A 21,941-nucleotide genomic window follows, 5' to 3' on the forward strand; every position below is an offset into this window, starting at 1 on the left:
TTGCTTAACTTATTGGTTAAAAAGCCGATAAGATGTGATTGAAGTACTTTAATTGGAAATCCGTATGAATCTGACAGTAAGCCAACGTATTTGGTGTGGTTTTATATTTATCACCTTATTACTCATAATCATTGGTGGTAACTCTTTAATAAAAATTGCGAGCATTGACCGCTCTACTCAGCAGGTAAACCAGTTATCACTTCCTGCACTAAATAAAAGCTCAGAGCTACAAGCTGAATTTATTTTAATGAGTAAAGCAGCTCAAGCCAGTTTTTATACCACCTCAAGCGCACAGCTCACCCCTATAAAACAAAAAGTACTTGAGCAAAAAGACAAATTTGATTCACTTCATGCTGAACTGCAACGCGTAGTAAAAAACGATGCATCACTGAGCCAAAAAAGCCAAGCAGTAGAAAAAACCTACCTAAGCTTTTTAAGTACAGTAGAAAACTTATTGGCTGATAAAGACAAGCAACTAACACTAAATAAAACCCTTATAGCACAACTTGAAACAATAGAGATTGCTGCGGAAGATGCTAATTCAGTTGTGCTCGATATTACTGACATTGATAACTTTGAGCAAAATCACCCCCGCGCTTATCAAGCTGCTAATAACCTAGAAAACAACTTTATGTCGGTAGTTAGCAACAGTACCGATATGCTTACTGTAAAAACAACGAACACCTTAGATATTGTTAAAAATGAACAGACTTACTATCTGGAAGAGGTCATTCGTACCTTAGCTTTAATAAAGCCTGCTATAGAGCAAGACAACAACGATTTATATAGTGATTTACAAGAATACGTTGATACGTTAGTAGAAAATATAAGTGGAAATAATAGCCTAGCAGCTAACAAGCAACGTCTTATTGACGCCATTGCACTAACCGAAAAAGAACTTGCGCAGTCAGAGCAGGCAACCACAATGGCCCTGTCGCAAATTGACGATTTAGTCACGCAGACAAGTGCTGTCGCTTACAAATTACAAGAAGGCGTCCGTGAGGATGTTGATTCAGCTACTTTGTGGACGTGGGCAGGAATGATCATCGCGACGTTGATTGCAATTGCAATAGCGATTCTTACCGTTAATAGAATTACCAAGCCACTGGCTGAGGTAAATCGAATTTTAGATATTGTGGCCAGCGGCGATATGACCCAACGCTTAGATGACTCTGCTAAAGATGAATTCGGCGAGCTATCAAGAAGCTGCAACACCTTAATAGATAGCCTACGAAGCTTAATTAAGGGTATTATTTCACGCTCAACTCAATTAGCAGCAGCCTCTGAGCAAACATCGGCTATTACCGGTGAATCAAGCCAAGCTATCCGAAATCAACAAGCCCAAGTAGAACAAGCGGCAACTGCCACAACAGAAATGAGCAGCACGTCACAAACTGTTAGTAATAGCGCACAACAAGCCCTTGATGAAATTAAAAATGCTGACAAAGAAGCTGAGCGCGTAAAAGGTATTTCTCATCAAAACAAAGCGACTATTGAGCAACTTGCTCACGAAGTGGATGATGCCGCCAGTGTTATTAACAAACTACATCAAGATAGCGCTTCGATAGGCAGTATTTTAGATGTTATACGCGGTATTGCTGAGCAAACCAACCTATTAGCACTTAACGCTGCAATTGAAGCGGCACGTGCCGGTGAATATGGCCGAGGTTTTGCGGTAGTAGCCGATGAGGTACGCTCACTGGCTAGTAAAACGCAAGAGTCGACCCAAGAGATACAATCGATGATTGAGTCACTTCAAAGCGGTGCTGAAGCAGCTGTAACAGCAATGGATAAAGGCAAACAACAAGCAGTATCCTGTGTTGAGCAGAGCGATTTAGCAAGCAGCGCATTAGACTCTATTACACTTGCCGTATCGCAAGCACATGACGTTAGCGAGGAAATATCGACTGCAGCACAAGAGCAGCAACAAGTATCACAAGAAATTAGTGAACGTTTAGAATCAATTGTTGCTATTGCAGAGCAAACTGCTGAAGGCGCAAATCAAACCAACATTTCAAGCTCAGAAGTGGCCAAACTCGCTGAAGAACTAAGAATCTCGGTAGAAAACTTTAAGGTGTAATAGCAATCGTATTACGCCAAAATCAAAGTAATAAAAAACCCGATACTGAGTAACAGTATCGGGTTTTTTATTTGTTTATTTTAACGCTTACCTAGCAGCACGTTGGCGGTTCCCGCCCACTTTAGGTTTAGTGTTAGCCTTTTTAAATTGGCTAAAGCCAGTATGGCGCGTTAAGGCTGGGCGCCCTCCCCTACCTTTACCTGCGCCTTTGTGTGCTTTTTCATCGCGGCCTTCTTCTGGCACCAAGCAATTTGGGCCTTTACCAATTAAATTGGCTTTCCCCATACTACGCAATGCCTCGCGGATCATTGGCCAACCCGATGGATCGTGATAGCGCAGTATTGCTTTATGTAAGCGACGCTGACGAGCTCCCTTTGGTACAGGCACTTGCTCTTTGTTATTTTTAATATTACGCAGTGAGTTCATTTCTGTATGATAAATAGTGGTCGCATTAGCCATAGGTGATGGATAAAAGTTTTGCACTTGGTCTAACTTAAAGTCATTAGATTTAAGCCACAGTGCCATGTTAACCATGTCTTCGTCTTTTGTACCTGGGTGAGCAGAAATAAAATACGGGATTAAATACTGCTTTTTACCAGCCTCTTTTGAGTACTTATCAAATAGTTCTTTAAATTGATCGTAAGCCCCCATGCCCGGCTTCATCATTTTTGATAAAGGACCATCTTCCGTGTGTTCTGGCGCAATTTTTAAATAGCCCCCCACATGATGTGTCACCAACTCTTTGACGTAGCGCGGATCTTGTACGGCTAAATCGTAACGAACGCCTGAGGCTATTAAAATCTTTTTAATACCTTTCACTTCACGGGCTTTTTTATACAAATCGATAGTAGGTGTATGGTCTGTATCCATGTGTTTACAAATATCTGGATAAACACATGAAAGCCGCCTACAGGTGCTTTCTGCTTTTTTACTCGTACAGCGCAGCTTATACATATTTGCTGTTGGGCCGCCTAAGTCAGAAATAACCCCGGTAAAACCAGGTACCTTATCTCGAATTTGTTCTATTTCATCAATAATCGACTCTTGCGAACGACTTTGAATAATACGCCCTTCATGCTCGGTAATAGAGCAGAACGAACAACCGCCAAAACAACCACGCATAATATTAACTGACGTTTTAATCATGTCGTAAGCGGGTATTTTTGCATCCCCATAACTTGGGTGCGGTATACGCTGATAAGGTAAGCCAAATACATCATCCATTTCATGGGTTTCGAGCGGAAATGCAGGCGGGTTTACCCAAATATAGCGATCGCCATGGCGCTGAAATAATGCCCGGGCACAGCCTGGGTTTGTCTCTTGGTGCAAAATTCGTGATGCGTGGGCATACAAAGGTTTATTAACACTGACTTGCTCAAATGCAGGCAGTTTAACGTAGGTTTTTTCCCACGGTTTAGGGCGCGCTGGCTGAATAGTAATAGGTTTAGCAGCCTCAGCTTTTAAATCAATACCGGCTTGTTTAAACTCTGATTTACTACACCCTACATCATCAGCGCCATAAGGATTAGGGATAGGATCTATTTTGCCTATTTTATCAATCGCAGTTGAATCACTGCCACGCCAACCCGGTATTGGCTCTTTACGAATAACGGCTGTGCCACGAATATCCTGAATTGTATCCATAGTTTCGCCAGCGGCTATACGGTGGGCCACTTCTACAAGCGGGCGCTCTGCATTACCATAAATAAGGATATCGGCTTTAGAGTCAAATAAAATACTACGACGCACTTTTTCTTGCCAATAGTCGTAATGAGCAATACGACGCAGGCTTGCTTCAATACCTCCAATCACAATGGGCACGCCTTTGTATGCTTCGCGTAAACGCTGAGAGTAAATCATCACCGCACGGTCAGGGCGCTTGCCACCTACATTACTTGGCGTGTAGGCATCGTCATGGCGCATGCGTTTTTCAGCCGTGTAACGGTTGATCATTGAATCCATATTACCGGCGGTTACACCAAAAAATAGATTCGGCTTGCCAAGTGCCATAAAGGCATCTTTTGATTGCCAGTCTGGCTGAGCAATAATACCGACTCTAAAGCCTTGTGCTTCAAGTACACGGCCAATCACTGCCATGCCAAAACTAGGATGATCCACATAAGCATCACCGCTGATTATAATAATATCGCAGCTATCCCAGCCGAGTGCGTCCATTTCTTCGCGAGTTGTAGGTAAAAATGGTGCAGTGCCATAACACTCTGCCCAATACTTTGGGTATGAGAATAGCGCGCGTTCAGCTTTAAGAGAGCTCATAATTTTGGCCATTGAATAACAAAAGGCGCGAATTATATCCTAATACATTGCTTATTTATACAACATTACCTGCGTATATCGCGCCTTGTTAGTATGTGTCCTGTTTATATTCGTCTTTTTTATTTCGCTCTTTTATAAACTCTAACAGTTCGTGCTCGGGCATGGGCTTAGCATACATAAAGCCTTGTACTTCATCGCACCCTAAGTTTTTTAAAAACTCTGCCTGTTGCTGTGTTTCTACACCTTCAGCAATTGTTTTCAGACCTAATTTAGCGCCAAGCGACACCACCAAAGCAGCAATAGCGCCGGTATCGTTATCGGGCAAGTCTTTTACAAAAGCGCGGTCAATCTTAAGTCTATCAAGCGGTAAGCTTTGTAAGTAACTCAACGAAGAAAAGCCCGTTCCAAAGTCATCAATCGCCACCTCAACGCCTAACTCTTTTAACTCTTTTAAGGTATTGATTACGGTTTCTAGTTCATCCATCACCACACTTTCAGTGACTTCTAATTCTATATTACAAGGTTTAACGTCATACTTTTGTAAAGTGTTTTTTACTGTTGTCGCGTAGCCTTTTACCTTAAATTGCGGCACAGATACGTTTACAGCAATGCAAATTTCTTCACCCAGCGCTTCTAAACGTTTTTGCTGCTGACATGCTTGCTCTAACACCCATTGGCCAATATCAACAATTAAACCGGCGTCCTCAGCTAATGGTACAAACACAGCTGGCGATATAAACGAGCCATCTTCTGATGGCCAACGCAGTAAGGCTTCGCAACCAATTAACGATAAATTATCGAGGGAAAGTTGCGGCTGATACCAAACCTGTAACTTTTCTCTGGCAAAGTCATGGCGTAACTGCCTAATAATACCTAAGCGCCAGGCCATTTTATCTTGCATATCAACTTCGTAGTAAACCCCTTCTTTGCATTTCAGCTTTTTAGCTTGATTAAGCGCAATATAAGCAACTTTGAGTGTGTCTAAACCTGTGCTTTGAAAGTCTTGCTGCTGACATAAACCAATTCTAAAATCGATGGGCAAAATATGCTCACCAGCTTTGAAAGGTACATTCAGTACATCGTTAAATTGTTCGAGATTAAACTCTGTTTGGCGAATAATAAAGCCGTAAACATCCGCACCAATACGTGATAGTAGCTTTGCGTCGGGGTAAGCGTCTTTAAGCCTTTTTACGATTTCAATGAGTAAATAGTTGCCAATTTCTTGCCCTAAGCCATTATTGATATCTGCAAAACCAATTATATCAATTAATACAAAAACGTAGTCATTCACATATGGTTTTTGATAACGCTCCACCCGCTCTATAAAATTAGTACGGTTAGAAATACCTGTAAGTACATCTTTGTAGGCTGCATCTCTAAGCTTTACAAACAGCCTAACGTTATCAAGGGCTACACTCACATTAGTAAGAAAAATCTCTGCAAATTGTAGCTGTGCTTCACTTGGTTTATGCTCACACGCTAAATAAATGGCAGCCTGACGATGCTTACTTTTTACAATAAAGGTCATGCTCGAGTCGCTTTGTGTATGCTTTGCAGTTTCAAAACATTGCTCAACTTGCTCAAAGGCCATACTGTCTACATTAATAAGCTTTTCACCAAAGTAGCTTTCATAATGACCGCTTCCTCCAAGCACCTGTATGTGGTTTTCGCCATCAAGTTTACTGCACACTAGCCCAACCTGCTGGGACTCTAAAATAATGCCTAAGTGTTTAATAATTTCTTTGCACAGTACTTTAATATCGGTGAGACCTAAAATAGACTTTGATGCCGAAACAATAGTGTTCATCGCATCACTTTGATACTCAAGCTTGCATACTTGCTCGTACGAGCGTATCGCTGTAATGAGCGATGTCACAAGCTTTGAGCGGGTCAACTCGGTTTTTGTTTTATAGTCGTTAATGTCGTATTCGCGAATTACTTTTTCTTCTGGGGTGTTACCCGCTTGGCCTGTACGTAAAATAATTCGTACATGTTGATTATTAAGCTCTTCGCGTACACGCTTAACAACTTGTAAACCCGCATCATCAGATTCCATCACTACATCTAAAAAAATGACAGATATTGTATTATTGTTTTTGAGTATTTCGATGGCTTCGCTGCCGGAATATGCATCATGAAAACGTAGCCCTGCTCCCCAAAACTCTACGCCCGACAACGCGAGCTTAGTCACTGAATGTATTTCAGGATCGTCATCAACGATCAAAACATCCCAAAAGTCAGATACCTCTGGGGTTATTTCTTCTTCGCTGTCTGGCGCTAAAAATAAAAAATCGCTTTGTTCTGACGACATTATCTTCCCTTTATCAGTTTTAATGCTTAAATAACCTCATACCTATGTACTAAAAATATATTTTTTGGTTTATAGGCTAATTCATACTATAGTCGATTAATAAAAAGTTGTTATATTTCAAACTAAAAAACTCGTAAAAGGTGTGCATATTAAATTTTTTAAAAACCTAATAAAAACGCTCTCATTGTTAATTTTAGTGGCTATTTTGATTGGTTTAACGCTTCCGCAAAATTACAGCGTCAATAAAAGCATACAAGTAAATGCCAAAGTAGAAACTGTTAAATTGCTCGTGTCAGACTTTAGCCTATGGCATACATGGTCACCTTGGGGCAAAGTAGACCCAAGCATTCGTTTTGCGCTCGGCGAGCCCATCAGAGGTATAGGCGCGCATCAATCGTGGCAAAGCGATTGGGGCTACGGTGAAATGACCATTACTTCGCTTTCAAAAAATAGAATGACCTTTAATGCGCTTTTAAAAAATGAACATATTATTGACGGTGAAATTACCTTTAACGAAGTAGAAGATAGGGTAAATGTAACTTGTAAAATTAATGGCCAAACAAACGCCCCGCTAATCTCAGGTTATCTATCGATTTTAAGCGAGTACGTATTAAGCAATACGGTGTCGCTTGGCTTAAATAACTTACAAACAGTGGCGCAATTACGCGACCAAAAAACTCAGCTGGATACAAATGACAGTAAAATCAGCCCAAGCGAGAATTAATCTTGCTAATATAATTGAGTCTTTACTTGGCTACCCAGTAAAAAAAATAACCAGCAATACCGGGCAACCAAGTACAAATCAAAGTTACGGTTCGAAAGGCGATCTAAACCCGCTTTATCACATAAATAGTGATAACCCTATTTTAGCGCGCGCCCAAAAACGCCAAGATTTACTGCTTATAAAACAGCAACAAAACATAGAAACCATTTTAGCTAAAGCCATGGAATTTTGCCCCGACGTGGCAAGTAATAAGCAACCCGATGCCGACTGGATTGAGCGCTTTATTGCCCTATGTGAAGACACCTCTAACGAGTCAATGCAAACATTGTGGGCTAAAATTTTAACTGGTGAGACACTCAACCCTGGTACTTTTTCTATAAAAAGCTTACAAACACTCAAACACATGACCCAACGTGAAGCAGATGCATTACAAAAATGTGTATCGCTGAGCAGCTACAACGCAAAAGATGACAGCCACTTTATTTTATTAGGGTTTTATAAAAAGCCATCGCTTTTTGACTTGTTACGAAAAGGCAATAAGGTGTCGCTTAATTTAGGAAAAACGGGGATCAGCTTTCCTGATATTCTAACACTTATGGATCTTAATTTACTCTACAGAAAAGAGATAGAATCGGCGGTATTAAAAGCAGGCCAAGAACTCACCCTGTCGTTTTTATCGCAAAAAGTGACATTAAAAGCTAAAAGCAGTGACTTGGTATTAAGCTATTATAAGTTTACGCAAACTGGCGATGAGCTTTCTAAACTCATAAACTACCCTGTAAATAAGGTGTATAAGCAATTAATTAATAATGCACTGGAGGGAGAATTTGATTTAACGTGGCATGCTAATAAATAGCACACCACGTTTTAAGCTCACTAATTAAAAGTGAACTTGAATACCCGCAAATGGGCCTGATGCGTCAATATCGGTATTAATATCATCAACATCATCAAGCTCAAGCGTCATAGAACGGTAACCCGCTTTAACTGCAACATCTACAGCTAGGTTATCAATAAGTTCATACGCTACGCCTACTTGATAGTCTTGTACTTTGCTATCATCGATAGCCAAAAAGCTGCCTTCAAAAAACACGCTTAAACCCGTAAATGGTAAGCCTGCTTCAGCGCGGCCGTACGCAAGTGGTACAAGGCCTGAAAAATCAACAGTTTCAGAGAAGTTAGTACCACCTTGCTGAGTAGTACCAGTGACAACAATGTCACCGTCAAACTGCTTTGCGTTTAAGCCTAAATCAATTGAAATTAAATCGTTATCAAAAATTTCGTAATAAAGAATGTAATCGATGTGAGTTAAATCACTTAATGTGTTTGCCGTTGTACCAACCACATAATCTGAGCCATTAAAGCTAAACGTATCAGTAAGGGTTGCAGAGCCATTAAGTTCAAGCTCTGTATATTTAAGCTTTAGGTTAGGAACTAATGGCACTGGGTGTTCTAGCGCCGCATAGTAGCTAATAAAAGTTTCGTCTTCAAAATTAAAATCTTGTGGTGCGTTATCTTTGTAAGAAAACTGACCGTCATTATCTGACTGCCAGCCATCAACACCTACATATAAACCTAATAAAGTGTCTGCCTGTGCTGCAGGGGCTAAACATGCCATGGAAAGGGCAGCTGCTAAACAATACTTTTTCATTTTTTATCCTTGAGCTAGTAGTTCGCTAAGTTCGATTAAAGCCGCATTGGCTCTTGAGATATAATTTGCCATTACTAAAGAATGATTTGCTACAAAGCCAAAGCCATTCCCATTTAAAATCATTGGGCTCCACACAGTTTCTTGTGTTGCCTCAAGCTCACGTATAATTTGCTGTAAGCTTACACGGGCGTTTTTCTTTTCAAGTACATCTGCAAAGTCGTATTCAACCGCTTGTAAAAAGTGTAATAACGCCCACGTTGCACCACGCGACTCGTAAAATACATCGTCTATTTCCCACCACGACGTCCTTACTTGTTGCTGAAGTGGTGAATAGGTTGCCTGTGTGTTAGATGAGTTACCTGCTAAATCAGTATTTACTTTGTCTTGGCCAACACTTGCACTTAAACGCTGGCTTAAACTACCTAAACGCTTTTCGGCTTCTTTTAACCAGCTACGTAGGTTATCTGCACGTGAGTAAAATTGACTATCTCGCTCATGCTCGTTAGCAATTTGTGAGCGGTATACTACTAAATAGTCTATCCCCTTTTGGTACTCTCCCTCGGCACTTGGCCATGCCCATGCCTCAGAGCTAATATTAAACTGCGGCTGCGCTTTTTTAAGCGCTTCATGTTCGGTTGATTGCGACTGCGAACGGCTAAAATCTTTACGCATAGATAGGGCTAAATCACGCACCATTTCAAGCGCGCCATATTCCCATGCAGGCATATCATCCATTATCACACTTGGGGGCATTACATCGTTTGATAAATAGCCACCTTGCTTATCAAGTAAAGTGCTAGCAACAGTAATGAGTGTTGTGGTTGTTGTGTAGCCCGTTACCATTTTTTCACTACGCGCTTGTGCCGTCTCTTTTGCATGAGTAACCACGTTAAAGCGTGCCGGCTCAATACTCCAATAAACAGCAATAGCGTAAAAAATAATAAGTAGTGCAATCAATGCACCAGCTATTTTTCCTTTGTGTTGCGACATTTATCCTCCTAGTGATGAGCGTGTTGTTTTTTAGATGGCTTAGAATTCGCGGCTTGTGCTTCAAGTGAGACCACCTGAGCATTAGTAAACAAGCGATTACCGTCACTAAAATATAGCGTGAGTTTACGTTCTTGCCCTACTTTTAGTGGTTCTTGTGGGTCAAATACCATTAAATGGTAACCACCAGGCTGAAAGCTTAAGCTTTCATGGCCCTTAATGGTAACAGCATTAACTTGTTGCATTTTCATCATACCATTGACATGTGTATGCTCATGAATCTCTACTCTGCCTAAACCTTCAATGGTTGCTTTGGTTAATTTAGCAACACCGCCCCCGTGGTTAGAAATTGTTAAATAGCCAACACTCGATTTACTGCCAGGCAAAAACGCTCTTACTTGCGCATGGCTTACTTCAAGTTTAGCTTCGTCTGTATCGTGGCTGTGCCCAGCATGTGCAGCAACCGATGACGAAAACACATTAAACACTAACGCCGAGGCCATAAAAAAGCACTGCTTCATCATCGCTTTGTTCCTTGTGAAAGCATAAATTTCACTTTAAATTTAACATAGTTAACTAATAATAGTCAGTTAAATTAAGGCTCAAGAGGTTACTTTTTTGTTATCGAGCACCAACCAACACAGTACAGCTACAAATAATAAAGGCCACGCTATCATTACCGAGCCAAATAACAGCGCCAAAATGGTCCCAACTAATGCAACAACCCCTGCGCCAATTAATCCCATGGTTATTAAAGCCATAACAGCTACTACAGCAATAATGGCAACTAATACGCCGGCCAACTCTAGCCCTACCCAGCTCATATCTGCAATCCACAACGGGAACTGCCATGAATCAAAATGTATTAACGACACCGCATCAGTAAAAAGTAATACATAAACAACAACACATATTGCTAAGGTTTTCATATCCCTCTCCTAATACGCGCGCTCTTCAAGGCAACAATGAGCTATAAAGTAACCAAGCGCCACTGCAAACGGAAAACTGATAAATAATAAAATAGTCACTAAGCGTGTTGACCACACCGGAAAATCAAGGCGACGCGCTAACCCGCTACAAACGCCCGATATTTTTTTATTAAGCGAGTCTTTGTACCAACCACGCTGTGTTTTAAAGTTATTCATACTCAACTCCTTAGGCGTTTGGCACTGTTGTATTGATATTATTATGTTTAACACTGGCTTTTAAACGAGCCAGCTCTGCATCTATTTTTTCATTTTTTTCTAAAGACGCTATTTGCTCAGCGGTTGAACGTGCCGTATGTGTAAGTTCATAAGCATCAACTTGTGCCTCTATGCCTTCCACTTTTTGCTCTATCATTTCAAAGCGAGACAAGGCATTGGCAACATTGTCGCTGTGTAATTGCATATTCACTTTTTCACGTGCAACAACAATATCGTGGCGTTTTATTAATTGCGCTTGTTTAGTTTTAGCGTGCGCCATTTTTTGTTGTAAACGTTCACAATCGGCTGTAATTTTCTTTATCGACTCTTTAAGCTCATCTAGCTGCGTGTTTTTTTCAGCAATTTTGTCGTGTACTTGTTGTTTTTCTAACAAGGCAGACTTGGCTAAATCATCACGGTTTTTGGCAATGGCAAGCTCTGCCTTTGTTTGCCATGAGGTTAAATCTTTTTGTTTTTGTGCGATTTGGCGTTTAAGCGTTTTTTCTTCGCACAGTAAAGCAGCGGCAGTGCTTCTGCACTCATTTAATGCCTCTTGCATTTCACTTAGCATAAGGTTGAGAAGCTTTTCAGGGTCTTCAGCTTTATCTAGCATGGCTGCTATATTTGATTTGATAACGTCATTTACGCGATTAAATACACTCATTGTTTTGTCCTGTTGTTTTAATTGATAACAACAAGAGGATTCCAAGAGTTATGCCAAACTCTTAAAAAATAAATATTAAACTTTAAAAACATATACTTAAAATTTAAAAGGTGTCATTGCAAGTGACCATAAGCTGAACGTAAAAAAGTGTAATTAACTAATATTTAGATCTTTTGACTAAATTTTAGGATCAAAAAAGCCACTAAAAAGTGGCTTAATTTAAAATTTATACGGCTTAAGTTTATTCGGGTACAAAACTCAATGCTTTATCCATAACCGACAAATCAGCCTGTTTACCATGGCCATTTTCTGAAAGGTGACGTCTAAATCCGCGCGCCCCAGGCTGGCCCTGAAAAATTCCCAACATATGACGTGCTATATGCCAAAAGTTAGCACCTAAACGCATTTCTTCTTCGATGTAATCGTACATAGCACGCACCACATCGTGACGCGTTTGAGTATTAGCCACCTCACCATAAATTTTTTCATCCACTTCATTAAGCATAAATGGGTTGCTATATGCTTCGCGGCCAATCATAACGCCGTCTATGTGCGCTAAATGCGCGAGGCTCTCTTCAATCGTTTTGACACCGCCGTTAATACTTAAATCGAGCTGTGGGTAGTCTTTTTTTAGCTGATAAACACGTGGGTAATCAAGAGGCGGGACTTCACGGTTTTCTTTAGGACTTAAGCCATTCAACCACGCTTTACGGGCATGAATAATAAAGTCATCACAGCCAACTTTGTGGCTAGCTTCAATTAACGCGCATAAAAACTCATACGAGTCTTGTTCATCAATACCAATGCGTGTTTTTACCGTAACCGGAATATCTACTTCGCTTTTCATTGCTGCAACACATTGTGCAACCAGATCAGGCTCAGCCATTAAGCAAGCACCAAAGCGCCCGTTTTGTACCCTATCTGATGGGCAGCCTACATTTAGGTTAATTTCATCGTAGCCACGCTCACCCGCAAGTTTTGCACATTTAGCAAGCGCATCAGGGTCCGAGCCACCCAGTTGCAAAGCAACCGGCCCTTCGTGTTGATTAAAGTGTAAGTAATCGCCACGCCCAAATAAAATAGCCCCTGTGGTGATCATCTCTGTGTATAAAACAGCGTGCTTAGTCATCTTACGATGAAAAGTACGGCAATGACGATCTGTCCAATCTAACATAGGGGCAACTGAAAAGCGCCTGTTTAACGTAGGGTTATCTGATGTGCGTTTTTGCAATGTAAAAGCCTCGGGGATTATAAGTAAATGCGCCCATAAAAAGGCGCTGTATTCTACACAAAAGCCTAATTAGCATCAATGTTAGCTGTATATTTGTAAACCAAAATAATGCGCAATACCATTGAGTATATTTGTCACAGCCACTGAGCTTAAAATTAACCCCATGATTCTACTTATAATGCTTGCGCCACTGTCGCCTATTAGCTTATGCACGTGATTTGCGAGTAACAAAAGTACAAGTACAACAACAAGTACAGCCAGCATCATCGACGATGTAGTAACTTGCTCAACCCACGTATATTCTTCGTTGCGCGTCATCAGTACAGCGCCTAGCATAGCACCAGGACTAGCTATAGAGGGAATTGCTAACGGAAAAATAGCGGTTTCTGTGCTGTCTCGTACACTTTTAATTTCAGACTCGGGCTTACTTTCACCAAAAATCATTGAAAGCGCAAAAATAAGCAATACTATGCCACCGGCTATTTGAAACGCCGAGAGCGGTATTTCAATTGCATTTAACAGTTGCTCACCAGCTATAACAAAAAACAGTAAAACCACTGCAGATACGCCTACCGCTTTGAAAACAACTTTTCGTTTAAACTTTTCATCCTCCCCGCGTGTCACAGCAATAAATACAGGCACTGTACCTATCGGGTCTATCACCGCAAAAAAGAAAATAAATATAGCTATTAATTCATGCATTAATGGGCTTCCTAGATAAAAAGTGTTTAATAAAAACGCTGCAAGTACAACACAGTATGTTAGTATATCACGGTAGCGTAAGGATAAGAGAATGATGAATATAGAATCACTCGTAAGTAAAGCAAAACAAGTTTGTGACAACCGCGGCGCGCGTTTTACGCCAATCCGCGAAAAAGTTTTTCGTTTGTTAGCCAGCGCGCAAGGTGGCGTAGGGGCATACGATTTACTCGAGCAATTAAAAATGACAGAGTCAGGCGCAAAACCTGCAACGATTTATCGTGCGCTAGACTTTTTATCAGAGCTGGGGTTTATTCACAAAATAGAAAGCACCAATGCATTTATGCTTTGTCATCACTTTGATCATATTCATCCTGTGCAGCTATTAATTTGTGACACTTGTGGTTTTGTAAAAGAGCTGCACTCTACCGTTATTTCTCACGAACTGAACAACTTAGCAGCAGAAAGCGGCTTTGTTGTATCAGGACAAACTATTGAAGCACATGGTAAGTGTGAGTCTTGTAGAAGCTAAACCCAAAGTTTGTTTTAAAGCTATACTCATATACAGATAGCCACTTTAGCACCAATTTTAAGAGTACCTAACATGAATGTTGAGTTCATTAATCCATTTTTATCTTCTTTGATCAATGTGTTATCTACAATGGCACAAACCGAGTTAAAACCAGGTAAGCCGCGTATTAAAACAGACGAAATTGCCTGTGGTGATGTATCAGGTTTAATTGGCATGGCGGGCGCGCAAACGCGTGGCTCATTTTCAATTACCTTTGATGAAAACTTAGCCTTAACCATTATGGAACGCATGCTTGGTGAGCGCCCTGACGGTATTGATGATGAAGTAACTGATATGGTTGGCGAAATTACCAATATGGTAACTGGCGGCGCTAAAAATTTACTCGGTGAAAAAGGCTATGATTTTGATATGGCAACTCCGATTGTTGTTGCTGGTAAAGGCCACACCATTACTCATAAAAGTAAAGGCAAAAAAATAATTATGCCATTTAGCTGCGATGCGGGTGATGCGAATATAGAAGTTAGCTTTGATAAATTATGAGCTGGCAACAAACTCAAATAACCTTAAAACCGCGCGCCCGAGGATTTCATCTAATTGACGATGAAATACTCGCCCAATTAAATGGGCTTACTAACTATAAAGTAGGCTTACTGCATTTATTTATTCAACACACCTCGGCAAGTTTAACCATAAACGAAAACGCCGATCCAACAGTGCGCATGGATATGGAAAGCCACTTCAACCATTTTGTACCTGAGCGCCAGTCTTATTACCGCCATGATTATGAAGGCGATGATGACATGCCAGCCCATATAAAAACCAGCACGCTAGGGTGTGAGCTAAGTATCCCTATCAGCAACGGACGTTTAGCGCTAGGTACATGGCAAGGTATTTACTTAGGCGAGCATCGCGACGCTGGCGGTGCAAGACGTATTATAGCGACCTTACAAGGCGAAACATTTTAACCTTGTATTGACCCCCACTCTCTACTTTTACCCGCGCCACTTCGCATTATTTAAAGCCCTTTATACCGCGCGGCGGCATGTTGCCATGCATATTTAATGGCTTCATAGGGCCTTACGTAAAACAACTAAGCTATTTTTAGGTAGGAAGTATAGCTATAGCGAGGCAAAATTTGCTATTTAGTCGTTCTCGGCAATTGTTCCTGCATTGCTCTACCTTCTGCATCCATGCAGCCATAAATGAGGTTTTTTTAACTTTGGTAGTGGCACGTTTAGCACCGCAAAATGATTAAATATTATTGCTCATTGTCATTCTTTAATTATTTTTTGTACTGCTAGATTAAAAGCTCAGTGCAATATAACCATTATGAATAAATTGCGTAGGTAAGATAAAAATATTGTTTTAAGACGTTTTTGTTTTAGTGGGGTATTTAGAGAGATTGGAGCGGCACACGAGGCTCGAACTCGTGACCTCGACCTTGGCAAGGTCGCGCTCTACCAACTGAGCTAGTGCCGCTTTATAGTTAGTCAGTAATTTTACGCTTAAGCGCGACAGGTCGCGTCCTACGTTCTGGCAACTGAGCTAGTGCCGCTTTACATTTTATTCGATACTTCAATTTCTTTGGTGAGAAATTGGAGCGGCACACGAGGCTCGAACTCGTGACCTCGACCTTGGCAAGGTCGCGCTCTACCAACTGAGCTAGTGCCGCTTTATAGTTAGTCAGTAATTTGTCCGTTGGTGCGCGACAGGTCGCGTTCAACATTCCGGCAACTGAGCTAGTGCCGCTTTATAGTTAGTCAGTAATTTGTCCGTTGGTGCGCGACAGGTCGCGTCCTACATTCTGGCAACTGAGCTAGTGCCGCTTTACATTTTATTCGATACTTCAATTTCTTTTGGTGAGAAATTGGAGCGGCACACGAGGCTCGAACTCGTGACCTCGACCTTGGCAAGGTCGCGCTCTACCAACTGAGCTAGTGCCGCACTTACTGATGGTAATTTAACCACTCAAATACACTAACCCCGCAGGGGTTATCGACTTGAGCGGGGCAGGATTCTACAATAATCTAATGTGTTTGCAAGTGTTTTTTACAAATTAAAGAATTTTTCTCTATACACCTTTAATTCCATAATAGAATCTTTAATGTCATCAAGCGCAAGGTGTGACCCTTTTTTATTCACCTGTGCCAAAACTTCAGGCTTCCAACGTCGAGCAAGCTCTTTAATCGTGCTTACATCTAAATTTCGATAATGAAAAAAGTCTTCAAGCTCGCGCATGTATTTATTCATAAAGCGTCGGTCTTGGCCTATTGAGTTACCACACATAGGTGATTTACCCGCCGGCACCCACTGTTTTAAAAAATTAAGCGTTTGTTCAACCGCATAAGCCTCATCGTATGTACTGGCTTTACAACGCGCTGTTAAACCAGATTTACCGTGCTGCGTAGTACACCATTCGTCCATGCCATCTAGCAGCTCATCACTTTGATGAATAGCTATAGTAGGACCTTCCGCGAGTATATTTAAATCGGCATCAGTTACTACTGTTGCAATTTCGAGTATTTTATCCGTGGCAGGCTCAAGCCCAGTCATTTCCAGATCAAGCCAAATTAAATTAGATTCATTAATAGTCATAGTAACCTTAAACAGTGCTTTTCTTTAGATCCAACGCATTTCGATATATCATATTAGCATCAACCGTCGAGCTAAAGCTTTTTTTATACCATTTTGGTTAATTAAGTAATCTATTTTGAGGTAGTAAAACCTTGTCGATAGCAAGGCAAAAATTTTGTTATTTAGTTGTTCTAAATGAGAAATTTTTAACGTAGCTAGCGTCAGGTTTAGCCACTCAAAATGGTTAGGTATTGCCAACTGGTATTAACTCAAAGCCGACATTTAAACCAAGGTTATAGGCCAAAAGTGGCAAAACAGAAAAAATTAAGTAAAGGCCAATCTCGCAGGATCAAGGCTAATCATCAAAAGCGCTTAAATAATGCCGATACAAAACCGGCAAAAGGTGGCGCACAAGAGTGGCAAACAGATAATCTGGGCGCAACCGAAAACGCCGTTGTGATCAGCCGTTTTGGCCAACACGCCGATGTAGAAACACAAGAAGGTGACGTATTACGCTGTAATATTCGTCGTACCGTTACTAACTTAGTGTGTGGTGACGAAGTACTATTTCGCCGCGCAAAAGTAAGTGAAGGCGACTTAGCGGGTGTTATTGAAGCAACACAAGAGCGTCGCTCGCAACTTACGCGTCCCGACTTTTACGATGGCGTAAAAGTAATCGCTGCAAATATTGACCAAATTTTAATGGTGTCGGCCGTATTACCAGAGTTTACGCCCAGTATTATCGACCGTTATTTGATTGCCTGTGAAGATATGGGCATAGAACCTATTTTAGTACTTAATAAAATCGACTTAATTGACGAGGAAGGCTTAAACGAGATCCAAAAAGTACTCGATATTTATCGAGGCCTTGGTTATCAGGTGCTGCTTGTGAGTAGTGTAACCGGCGAAGGTATAGAGGATTTAAAAAGCGTACTGGTTGATAAAAATAATATTTTTGTCGGGCAAAGTGGCGTGGGTAAATCAACCTTAGTTAACACGGTACTTCCTGATGCCGAAATATTAACCAAAGAAGTATCAGAAAACAGTGGCTTAGGGCAACATACCACCACTGTATCACGCTTACATCACCTTCCAAGTGGTGGTAACCTAATAGACTCACCAGGCATACGTGAGTTTGGTTTATGGCATTTAGAAGTAGAACGTGTTACTTGGTGCTTTAAAGAATTTAGAGAGTTTATAGGTGGGTGTCGCTTTAGAGACTGTAAGCATTTAAACGACCCAGGCTGTATAATTCAACAAGCGGTAGTCGATGGCGATATTTCGCAAATGCGATTTGACAGCTACCACCGTATTTTAGAAACAATGGCCGATGGCCGTGCTGGTGCACGTGCACCTCGCGTTTAATTTAGGAAACAATCTGTGAGTTTAGACAAATTTAAAATTGCAATGCAGTATGCAATGCCAAAGCACTTTATTTCACGCGTAGTAGGTAAATTAGCAGCAGCAAAAGCAGGTGCTTTAACTACAACGCTCATTAAACTTTTTATTAAGCAATATAAAGTAGACATGAATGAAGCCTTGCATGAAGACCCTGCGTACTACAAAACGTTTAATGAATTTTTTACCCGCCCATTAAAAGAGGGTGTGCGTCCAATGGCGCAAGGCGAGAACGTCATTACGCACCCTGTAGATGGTGCTATTAGCCAACTAGGCGACATTGTTGATGGCCAGTTAATACAAGCAAAAGGTCACGACTACAGCCTACAAGCACTCTTAGGTGGTTATGAAGATGATACAACGCCATTTTTAGGCGGCAAATTTGCAACTATTTACCTAGCGCCAAAAGACTATCACCGTATCCATATGCCGATAGATGGCACACTAAGTAAGATGATTTATGTACCGGGCGACTTATTTTCGGTAAACCCGCTTACAGCACGGAATGTCCCTAATTTATTTGCGCGTAATGAGCGTGTAGTGGCTATTTTTGAAACCGAAATTGGCCCACTTGCAATGGTACTTGTAGGTGCAACCATTGTAGCCAGTATTGAAACTGTTTGGGCAGGCACAGTAACGCCACCAGCCGGTAGCGATGTGTTTAGCTGGAACTACCCAACTCAAGGTGAAAATGCCATTACCCTTAAAAAAGGTGAAGAAATGGGCCGCTTTAAACTAGGTTCAACAGTGGTACTTGCATGGGGTGCTGACAAAGCAGATATTTTAGACGACCAGCTACCTGAAACAGTAACGCGTTTAAACACCGCATTTGCAACAATTAAAGAAAGTGAAGAGCTGTAAGCTGTAAGCTAAAGATTAGAAAGCACCGCGTTTATTACAAACGCGGTGCTTTTTTGTTGGAAGACGTAGAGCTTGCTTACACAAAATATAAGCATAATGTCCCACCTCTAAAGCGACCCACCTCTTAACCTTTCTGTGAATAATTAACTTAATATTTTGCACAAAGAGAAGTGAAAGAGGAATAAATGAGAAAACTTAAAAAAAATACTTATTTTAAGCTTATCTTTTCCTCTAAAGCGCAGCGCCTCTTAACCTCTTTGTGAATTAATTCTTTAAAAAAATACTGCAAAGCTAGTAACAGCGAGTTTACCTCGCGTCGGATATTTTGCATTAATAAATGTACACAGCATAAATTCCAAATGCGCAAGCGAGGCGCCTACAGATTAACTAAACCATAATGCTCATTTTAGCTGACGTAGAGCTTGCTCACGTTAGAAGCGAAGCTTCTCATGGATTAATCCCTAGTTTAGCCCCGCGAATTACCCATACTTTATTCTCTGCACTCTTTACAGTTGAAATCTTTAACTACTTTAAAATGCTGTTGCTTTAAGCTCAGCGCATCAAAGGTAATAAACACACTACCTTCAACATGCCCTAACAACATATTAAGTGTCAGTTGTGCCTGCATAGAGCCAATAACTCCCAATAAAGGGCTTATTACACCCGCATTACTACAATTTACAGCGGGCGCGGCGTCACTTTTTGCAAAAACGCAGCCATAACATGGGCTATTGTTTTGCCTAAAATCAAAGCCCATAAGTTGCCCACTACTTGCAATTGCAGCGCCTGTAATTAAAGGCACCTTATGAGTAAAGCAATAATGGTTAACACTGTAACGTGTGGCAAAATTATCAGAGCAATCAAGGACTATGTCGGCATTATTTAAAAGCTCAGCTGCATTGTTATTATCGAGTTTTTGACAATGCGTGACTATATCTATTTGATTATTCAGACTCGCTAATACTTTGCCAGCGGCCGCGACCTTGCTTTGCCCTAAATGATTTATTTTATAAAGCACTTGGCGCTGTAAGTTAGATAGCTCAACGGCATCATCGTCTATTAAAATAAGCGTACCAATACCTGCTGCGGCTAAATACAAAAGCGCAGGGCTACCTAACCCGCCCGCACCGACTACAGCAACAGTTGCAGCTTTGAGTGCTAACTGCCCTTCTAGCCCCACTTCTTTTAACAATAAGTGACGACTGTAACGCAGGGCTTCTTTATCGCTGAGCTTATCCATTTGACTGGTTTATAGCACTTTGTAGTGCGCTAATAGCTGCAATATAATCCTCTGCTTCACTGATCGCTCTTACCACAGCAACACTGCCTACACCTGTTTGTGCAACTTCGCTTGCGCGGGTTAAATCTATGCCGCCAATGGCAACGGTTGGGTAGCTTTGCATTAATGGCACACACTTTTTAAGTTTATCAAGCCCTTGTATTTGCCCTGTCATATCTTTGGTGGTGGTTGGGTAAATAGCGCCAAATGCCATATAACTTGGTCGGTAGTTGTGCGCACGGAGCATTTCGTAAAAGCCGTGGGTAGAAAGCCCAAGCCTTAACCCCGCCTCTTTAATAGCTGCTAGATTAGCGGTTTCTAAATCTTCTTGGCCTAAGTGTACGCCGTAGGCTCCGTGCTTAATTGCCAACTGCCAGTAGTCGTTTATAAATACGTGAGCGTTATATTTTTTGCCCAGCTCTGCGGCCTGCTTAATGAGTTCATCAAGCTCAAGGTCGGTTTTATTTTTAACGCGAAGCTGCGCCGTAGTAATACCTTGCTGCAAACATTTATCTAGCCAATCTAGGCTATCGACCACAGCATACAAGCCCAGCTTTTTGCTCTCACAAGGTGCAAAATCAGCCGCCATATTAAATTCAAGCGGCACATCAAAATCAAGCTCATCGCCAAGCCAGCTGCCAGGCTCTATTACTTGCGGGTAGTCATCTAACTGTGTAGGAAAAGCAGTATGCGCAACCGGGCCTATTCCTTCGCCGTACCTAACCGACTGCTTTAAACCTTGGTTTATATAGGCTTTAGCTAAAATAAAAGCATCTTTTAGTGGGTAGCCTTTTGCTAAACACGCGGCAATAACCGAGGCCATGCTGCAACCGGTACCATGACTATGAGGGCTTTGAATTTTTTTATTACCGAGCCAATACTCCTCGCCGTTTTGTGTGCAGTAATCTATACAATAACCTGTTGGGTAATCCCAGTGCCCGCCTTTAATCACAACCGCTTTTGCGCCCCAGCTTAATAGCTTTTTAGCAGCGTCTTTCACTGCACTTGGGCCAATTAAATACACCCCTGTTAGCAATTGCGTCTCGTGCGTATTAGGCGTTATTACATCTACCAGCGGCATTAAGCATTCTTTAATGGCACCCACGGTATCTTCTTCTGTTAATACATCACCGCTTGAGGCAATAGCAACCGGGTCATAAACAATTACTGGCGGTACAGGCCATTTAGCTTTGTAATGTGCTATATGCTCGCTTATTAATTGAATTTGCTGCACATTTGCTAACATGCCAATTTTAATTACTTTGGCTTTCATATCGCTTTCGAGTGCTAGTAATTGCGATTCAATAATATCGGTAGATACCGCGTTAATCGCCTCCACACCTAAGCTATTTTGTGCCGTAAGCGCGGTAATTGCAGTACATCCATGCACGCCAAAACTTTGCATTGCTTTTATATCCGCTTGAATGCCTGCACCGCCGCCAGAGTCGGAGCCGGCAATTGTCCACACTAAATTATTCATACTCTTTATTTC

The 21,941-nt window shown here is 41.3% G+C and carries 21 protein-coding genes and 3 tRNA genes; 8 read left to right on the forward strand and 16 right to left on the reverse strand.

From position 1 onward, the window contains the following. Nucleotides 1-64: 64 nt before the first annotated feature. Complete coding sequence (locus tag CWC16_RS15295) at nucleotides 65-2,080, forward strand: methyl-accepting chemotaxis protein (protein WP_138542141.1); 2,016 nt, start codon at nucleotides 65-67, stop codon at nucleotides 2,078-2,080. Nucleotides 2,081-2,167: 87 nt separating this feature from the next. On the opposite strand, the gene CWC16_RS15300 is transcribed toward CWC16_RS15295, so the two are convergent. Together CWC16_RS15300 and CWC16_RS15305 are read right to left on the reverse strand one after the other, a co-directional pair. Then, on the reverse strand, nucleotides 2,168-4,354 hold the full coding sequence (locus tag CWC16_RS15300; RefSeq protein ID WP_138542142.1) for a YgiQ family radical SAM protein: 2,187 nt from the start codon (nucleotides 4,352-4,354) through the stop codon (nucleotides 2,168-2,170). A gap of 88 nt (nucleotides 4,355-4,442) precedes the next feature. Continuing rightward, nucleotides 4,443-6,665, reverse strand: a complete 2,223-nt coding sequence (locus tag CWC16_RS15305) for a bifunctional diguanylate cyclase/phosphodiesterase (protein WP_138542143.1) — start codon at nucleotides 6,663-6,665, stop codon at nucleotides 4,443-4,445. Nucleotides 6,666-6,807: 142 nt separating this feature from the next. Here CWC16_RS15305 and CWC16_RS15310 point away from each other — a divergent pair, with 142 nt between their 5' ends. Continuing rightward, nucleotides 6,808-7,389 (forward strand): SRPBCC family protein, encoded by a 582-nt coding sequence (locus CWC16_RS15310; RefSeq protein ID WP_138542144.1) that lies wholly within the window; start codon nucleotides 6,808-6,810, stop codon nucleotides 7,387-7,389. Further along, nucleotides 7,358-8,245 (forward strand): TIGR03899 family protein, encoded by an 888-nt coding sequence (locus CWC16_RS15315; RefSeq protein WP_138542145.1) that lies wholly within the window; start codon nucleotides 7,358-7,360, stop codon nucleotides 8,243-8,245. The genes CWC16_RS15310 and CWC16_RS15315 overlap by 32 nt, the downstream gene beginning before the upstream one ends. 24 nt (nucleotides 8,246-8,269) lie before the next feature. Here CWC16_RS15315 and CWC16_RS15320 read toward each other — a convergent pair whose 3' ends face one another. From CWC16_RS15320 to CWC16_RS15355, 8 genes are all read right to left on the reverse strand, one after another. After that, nucleotides 8,270-9,040: a TIGR04219 family outer membrane beta-barrel protein gene (locus CWC16_RS15320; RefSeq protein WP_138542146.1), complete on the reverse strand. Its 771-nt coding sequence runs from the start codon at nucleotides 9,038-9,040 to the stop codon at nucleotides 8,270-8,272. Nucleotides 9,041-9,043: 3 nt separating this feature from the next. Continuing rightward, nucleotides 9,044-10,030, reverse strand: coding sequence for a DUF2333 family protein (locus CWC16_RS15325; protein ID WP_055016398.1), 987 nt, complete (start codon nucleotides 10,028-10,030; stop codon nucleotides 9,044-9,046). An 8-nt stretch (nucleotides 10,031-10,038) separates the two neighbouring features. Continuing rightward, nucleotides 10,039-10,551, reverse strand: coding sequence for a copper chaperone PCu(A)C (locus CWC16_RS15330; protein ID WP_138542147.1), 513 nt, complete (start codon nucleotides 10,549-10,551; stop codon nucleotides 10,039-10,041). Nucleotides 10,552-10,629: 78 nt separating this feature from the next. Then, complete coding sequence (locus CWC16_RS15335) at nucleotides 10,630-10,956, reverse strand: hypothetical protein (RefSeq protein WP_055016396.1); 327 nt, start codon at nucleotides 10,954-10,956, stop codon at nucleotides 10,630-10,632. Between the two features lie 9 nt (nucleotides 10,957-10,965). Beyond that, nucleotides 10,966-11,172, reverse strand: coding sequence for a PspC domain-containing protein (locus tag CWC16_RS15340; RefSeq protein WP_055016395.1), 207 nt, complete (start codon nucleotides 11,170-11,172; stop codon nucleotides 10,966-10,968). A gap of 10 nt (nucleotides 11,173-11,182) precedes the next feature. Next, entirely contained in the window at nucleotides 11,183-11,875 is a 693-nt protein-coding gene (locus CWC16_RS15345) for a PspA/IM30 family protein (protein WP_138542148.1), read from the reverse strand. A gap of 241 nt (nucleotides 11,876-12,116) precedes the next feature. Beyond that, nucleotides 12,117-13,106 (reverse strand): tRNA dihydrouridine(20/20a) synthase DusA, encoded by a 990-nt coding sequence (gene dusA / locus CWC16_RS15350; RefSeq protein WP_283956918.1) that lies wholly within the window; start codon nucleotides 13,104-13,106, stop codon nucleotides 12,117-12,119. An 81-nt stretch (nucleotides 13,107-13,187) separates the two neighbouring features. After that, the gene (locus CWC16_RS15355) at nucleotides 13,188-13,808 is read right to left on the reverse strand and encodes a MarC family protein (RefSeq protein WP_055016393.1); all 621 of its coding nucleotides are present in this window, start codon (nucleotides 13,806-13,808) and stop codon (nucleotides 13,188-13,190) included. Nucleotides 13,809-13,902: 94 nt separating this feature from the next. Between CWC16_RS15355 and CWC16_RS15360 the strand changes: the two genes are divergently transcribed. The 3 genes from CWC16_RS15360 to CWC16_RS15370 all read left to right on the forward strand — a co-directional run bounded on the left by CWC16_RS15360 (nucleotide 13,903) and on the right by CWC16_RS15370 (nucleotide 15,302). After that, on the forward strand, nucleotides 13,903-14,337 hold the full coding sequence (locus CWC16_RS15360; RefSeq protein WP_055016425.1) for a transcriptional repressor: 435 nt from the start codon (nucleotides 13,903-13,905) through the stop codon (nucleotides 14,335-14,337). 72 nt (nucleotides 14,338-14,409) lie between these two features. Further along, entirely contained in the window at nucleotides 14,410-14,877 is a 468-nt protein-coding gene (locus CWC16_RS15365) for a chemotaxis protein CheX (RefSeq protein WP_138542150.1), read from the forward strand. Next, entirely contained in the window at nucleotides 14,874-15,302 is a 429-nt protein-coding gene (locus CWC16_RS15370; RefSeq protein WP_138542151.1) for a secondary thiamine-phosphate synthase enzyme YjbQ, read from the forward strand. The genes CWC16_RS15365 and CWC16_RS15370 overlap by 4 nt, the downstream gene beginning before the upstream one ends. Before the next feature lie 438 nt (nucleotides 15,303-15,740). Here CWC16_RS15370 and CWC16_RS15375 read toward each other — a convergent pair. The 4 genes from CWC16_RS15375 to orn all read right to left on the reverse strand — a co-directional run bounded on the left by CWC16_RS15375 (nucleotide 15,741) and on the right by orn (nucleotide 16,932). Continuing rightward, nucleotides 15,741-15,816, reverse strand: a tRNA-Gly gene (locus tag CWC16_RS15375). Between the two features lie 117 nt (nucleotides 15,817-15,933). After that, a tRNA-Gly gene (locus CWC16_RS15380) sits at nucleotides 15,934-16,009 on the reverse strand. Between the two features lie 196 nt (nucleotides 16,010-16,205). Then, a tRNA-Gly gene (locus tag CWC16_RS15385) sits at nucleotides 16,206-16,281 on the reverse strand. A 105-nt stretch (nucleotides 16,282-16,386) separates the two neighbouring features. Then, nucleotides 16,387-16,932 carry an oligoribonuclease gene (orn, locus tag CWC16_RS15390; RefSeq protein WP_055016877.1) on the reverse strand — a complete coding sequence of 182 codons (546 nt, stop codon included), beginning with the start codon at nucleotides 16,930-16,932 and terminating at the stop codon, nucleotides 16,387-16,389. A 285-nt stretch (nucleotides 16,933-17,217) separates the two neighbouring features. On the opposite strand from orn, the gene rsgA reads away from it, so the two are divergent. Together rsgA and asd are read left to right on the forward strand one after the other, a co-directional pair. After that, a complete protein-coding gene (gene rsgA, locus CWC16_RS15400) occupies nucleotides 17,218-18,276 on the forward strand; it encodes a small ribosomal subunit biogenesis GTPase RsgA (RefSeq protein ID WP_138542152.1) in 1,059 nt (352 codons plus the stop codon). A gap of 15 nt (nucleotides 18,277-18,291) precedes the next feature. Next, entirely contained in the window at nucleotides 18,292-19,170 is an 879-nt protein-coding gene (gene asd, locus CWC16_RS15405; protein ID WP_171037668.1) for an archaetidylserine decarboxylase, read from the forward strand. 490 nt (nucleotides 19,171-19,660) lie between these two features. Here the strand turns inward: asd and CWC16_RS15410 are convergent, their stop codons facing one another. Both CWC16_RS15410 and thiE read right to left on the reverse strand, forming a co-directional pair. Next, nucleotides 19,661-20,410 carry a HesA/MoeB/ThiF family protein gene (locus CWC16_RS15410; RefSeq protein WP_138542153.1) on the reverse strand — a complete coding sequence of 250 codons (750 nt, stop codon included), beginning with the start codon at nucleotides 20,408-20,410 and terminating at the stop codon, nucleotides 19,661-19,663. Beyond that, nucleotides 20,403-21,929, reverse strand: coding sequence for a thiamine phosphate synthase (gene thiE, locus CWC16_RS15415; protein WP_138542154.1), 1,527 nt, complete (start codon nucleotides 21,927-21,929; stop codon nucleotides 20,403-20,405). Before thiE ends, CWC16_RS15410 begins: the two co-directional genes overlap by 8 nt. Nucleotides 21,930-21,941: the final 12 nt, after the last annotated feature.

Origin of the sequence: Pseudoalteromonas sp. S3776, from assembly GCF_005886915.1 — a bacterium.
Taxonomy (GTDB): Bacteria; Pseudomonadota; Gammaproteobacteria; order Enterobacterales; family Alteromonadaceae; genus Pseudoalteromonas.

Coding starts and splice junctions, on each gene's coding strand:
- CWC16_RS15365 (WP_138542150.1), top strand. CDS start 14,410: ATGAATGTTGAGTTCATTAATCCATTTTTATCTTCTTTGATCAATGTG.
- CWC16_RS15330 (WP_138542147.1), bottom strand. CDS start 10,551: ATGATGAAGCAGTGCTTTTTTATGGCCTCGGCGTTAGTGTTTAATGTG.
- CWC16_RS15315 (WP_138542145.1), top strand. CDS start 7,358: ATGACAGTAAAATCAGCCCAAGCGAGAATTAATCTTGCTAATATAATT.
- CWC16_RS15355 (WP_055016393.1), bottom strand. CDS start 13,808: ATGCATGAATTAATAGCTATATTTATTTTCTTTTTTGCGGTGATAGAC.
- CWC16_RS15335 (WP_055016396.1), bottom strand. CDS start 10,956: ATGAAAACCTTAGCAATATGTGTTGTTGTTTATGTATTACTTTTTACT.
- orn (WP_055016877.1), bottom strand. CDS start 16,932: ATGACTATTAATGAATCTAATTTAATTTGGCTTGATCTGGAAATGACT.
- CWC16_RS15410 (WP_138542153.1), bottom strand. CDS start 20,410: ATGGATAAGCTCAGCGATAAAGAAGCCCTGCGTTACAGTCGTCACTTA.
- thiE (WP_138542154.1), bottom strand. CDS start 21,929: ATGAATAATTTAGTGTGGACAATTGCCGGCTCCGACTCTGGCGGCGGT.
- CWC16_RS15360 (WP_055016425.1), top strand. CDS start 13,903: ATGAATATAGAATCACTCGTAAGTAAAGCAAAACAAGTTTGTGACAAC.
- CWC16_RS15300 (WP_138542142.1), bottom strand. CDS start 4,354: ATGAGCTCTCTTAAAGCTGAACGCGCGCTATTCTCATACCCAAAGTAT.
- CWC16_RS15340 (WP_055016395.1), bottom strand. CDS start 11,172: ATGAATAACTTTAAAACACAGCGTGGTTGGTACAAAGACTCGCTTAAT.
- CWC16_RS15320 (WP_138542146.1), bottom strand. CDS start 9,040: ATGAAAAAGTATTGTTTAGCAGCTGCCCTTTCCATGGCATGTTTAGCC.
- CWC16_RS15345 (WP_138542148.1), bottom strand. CDS start 11,875: ATGAGTGTATTTAATCGCGTAAATGACGTTATCAAATCAAATATAGCA.
- CWC16_RS15305 (WP_138542143.1), bottom strand. CDS start 6,665: ATGTCGTCAGAACAAAGCGATTTTTTATTTTTAGCGCCAGACAGCGAA.
- CWC16_RS15370 (WP_138542151.1), top strand. CDS start 14,874: ATGAGCTGGCAACAAACTCAAATAACCTTAAAACCGCGCGCCCGAGGA.
- CWC16_RS15325 (WP_055016398.1), bottom strand. CDS start 10,030: ATGTCGCAACACAAAGGAAAAATAGCTGGTGCATTGATTGCACTACTT.
- CWC16_RS15295 (WP_138542141.1), top strand. CDS start 65: ATGAATCTGACAGTAAGCCAACGTATTTGGTGTGGTTTTATATTTATC.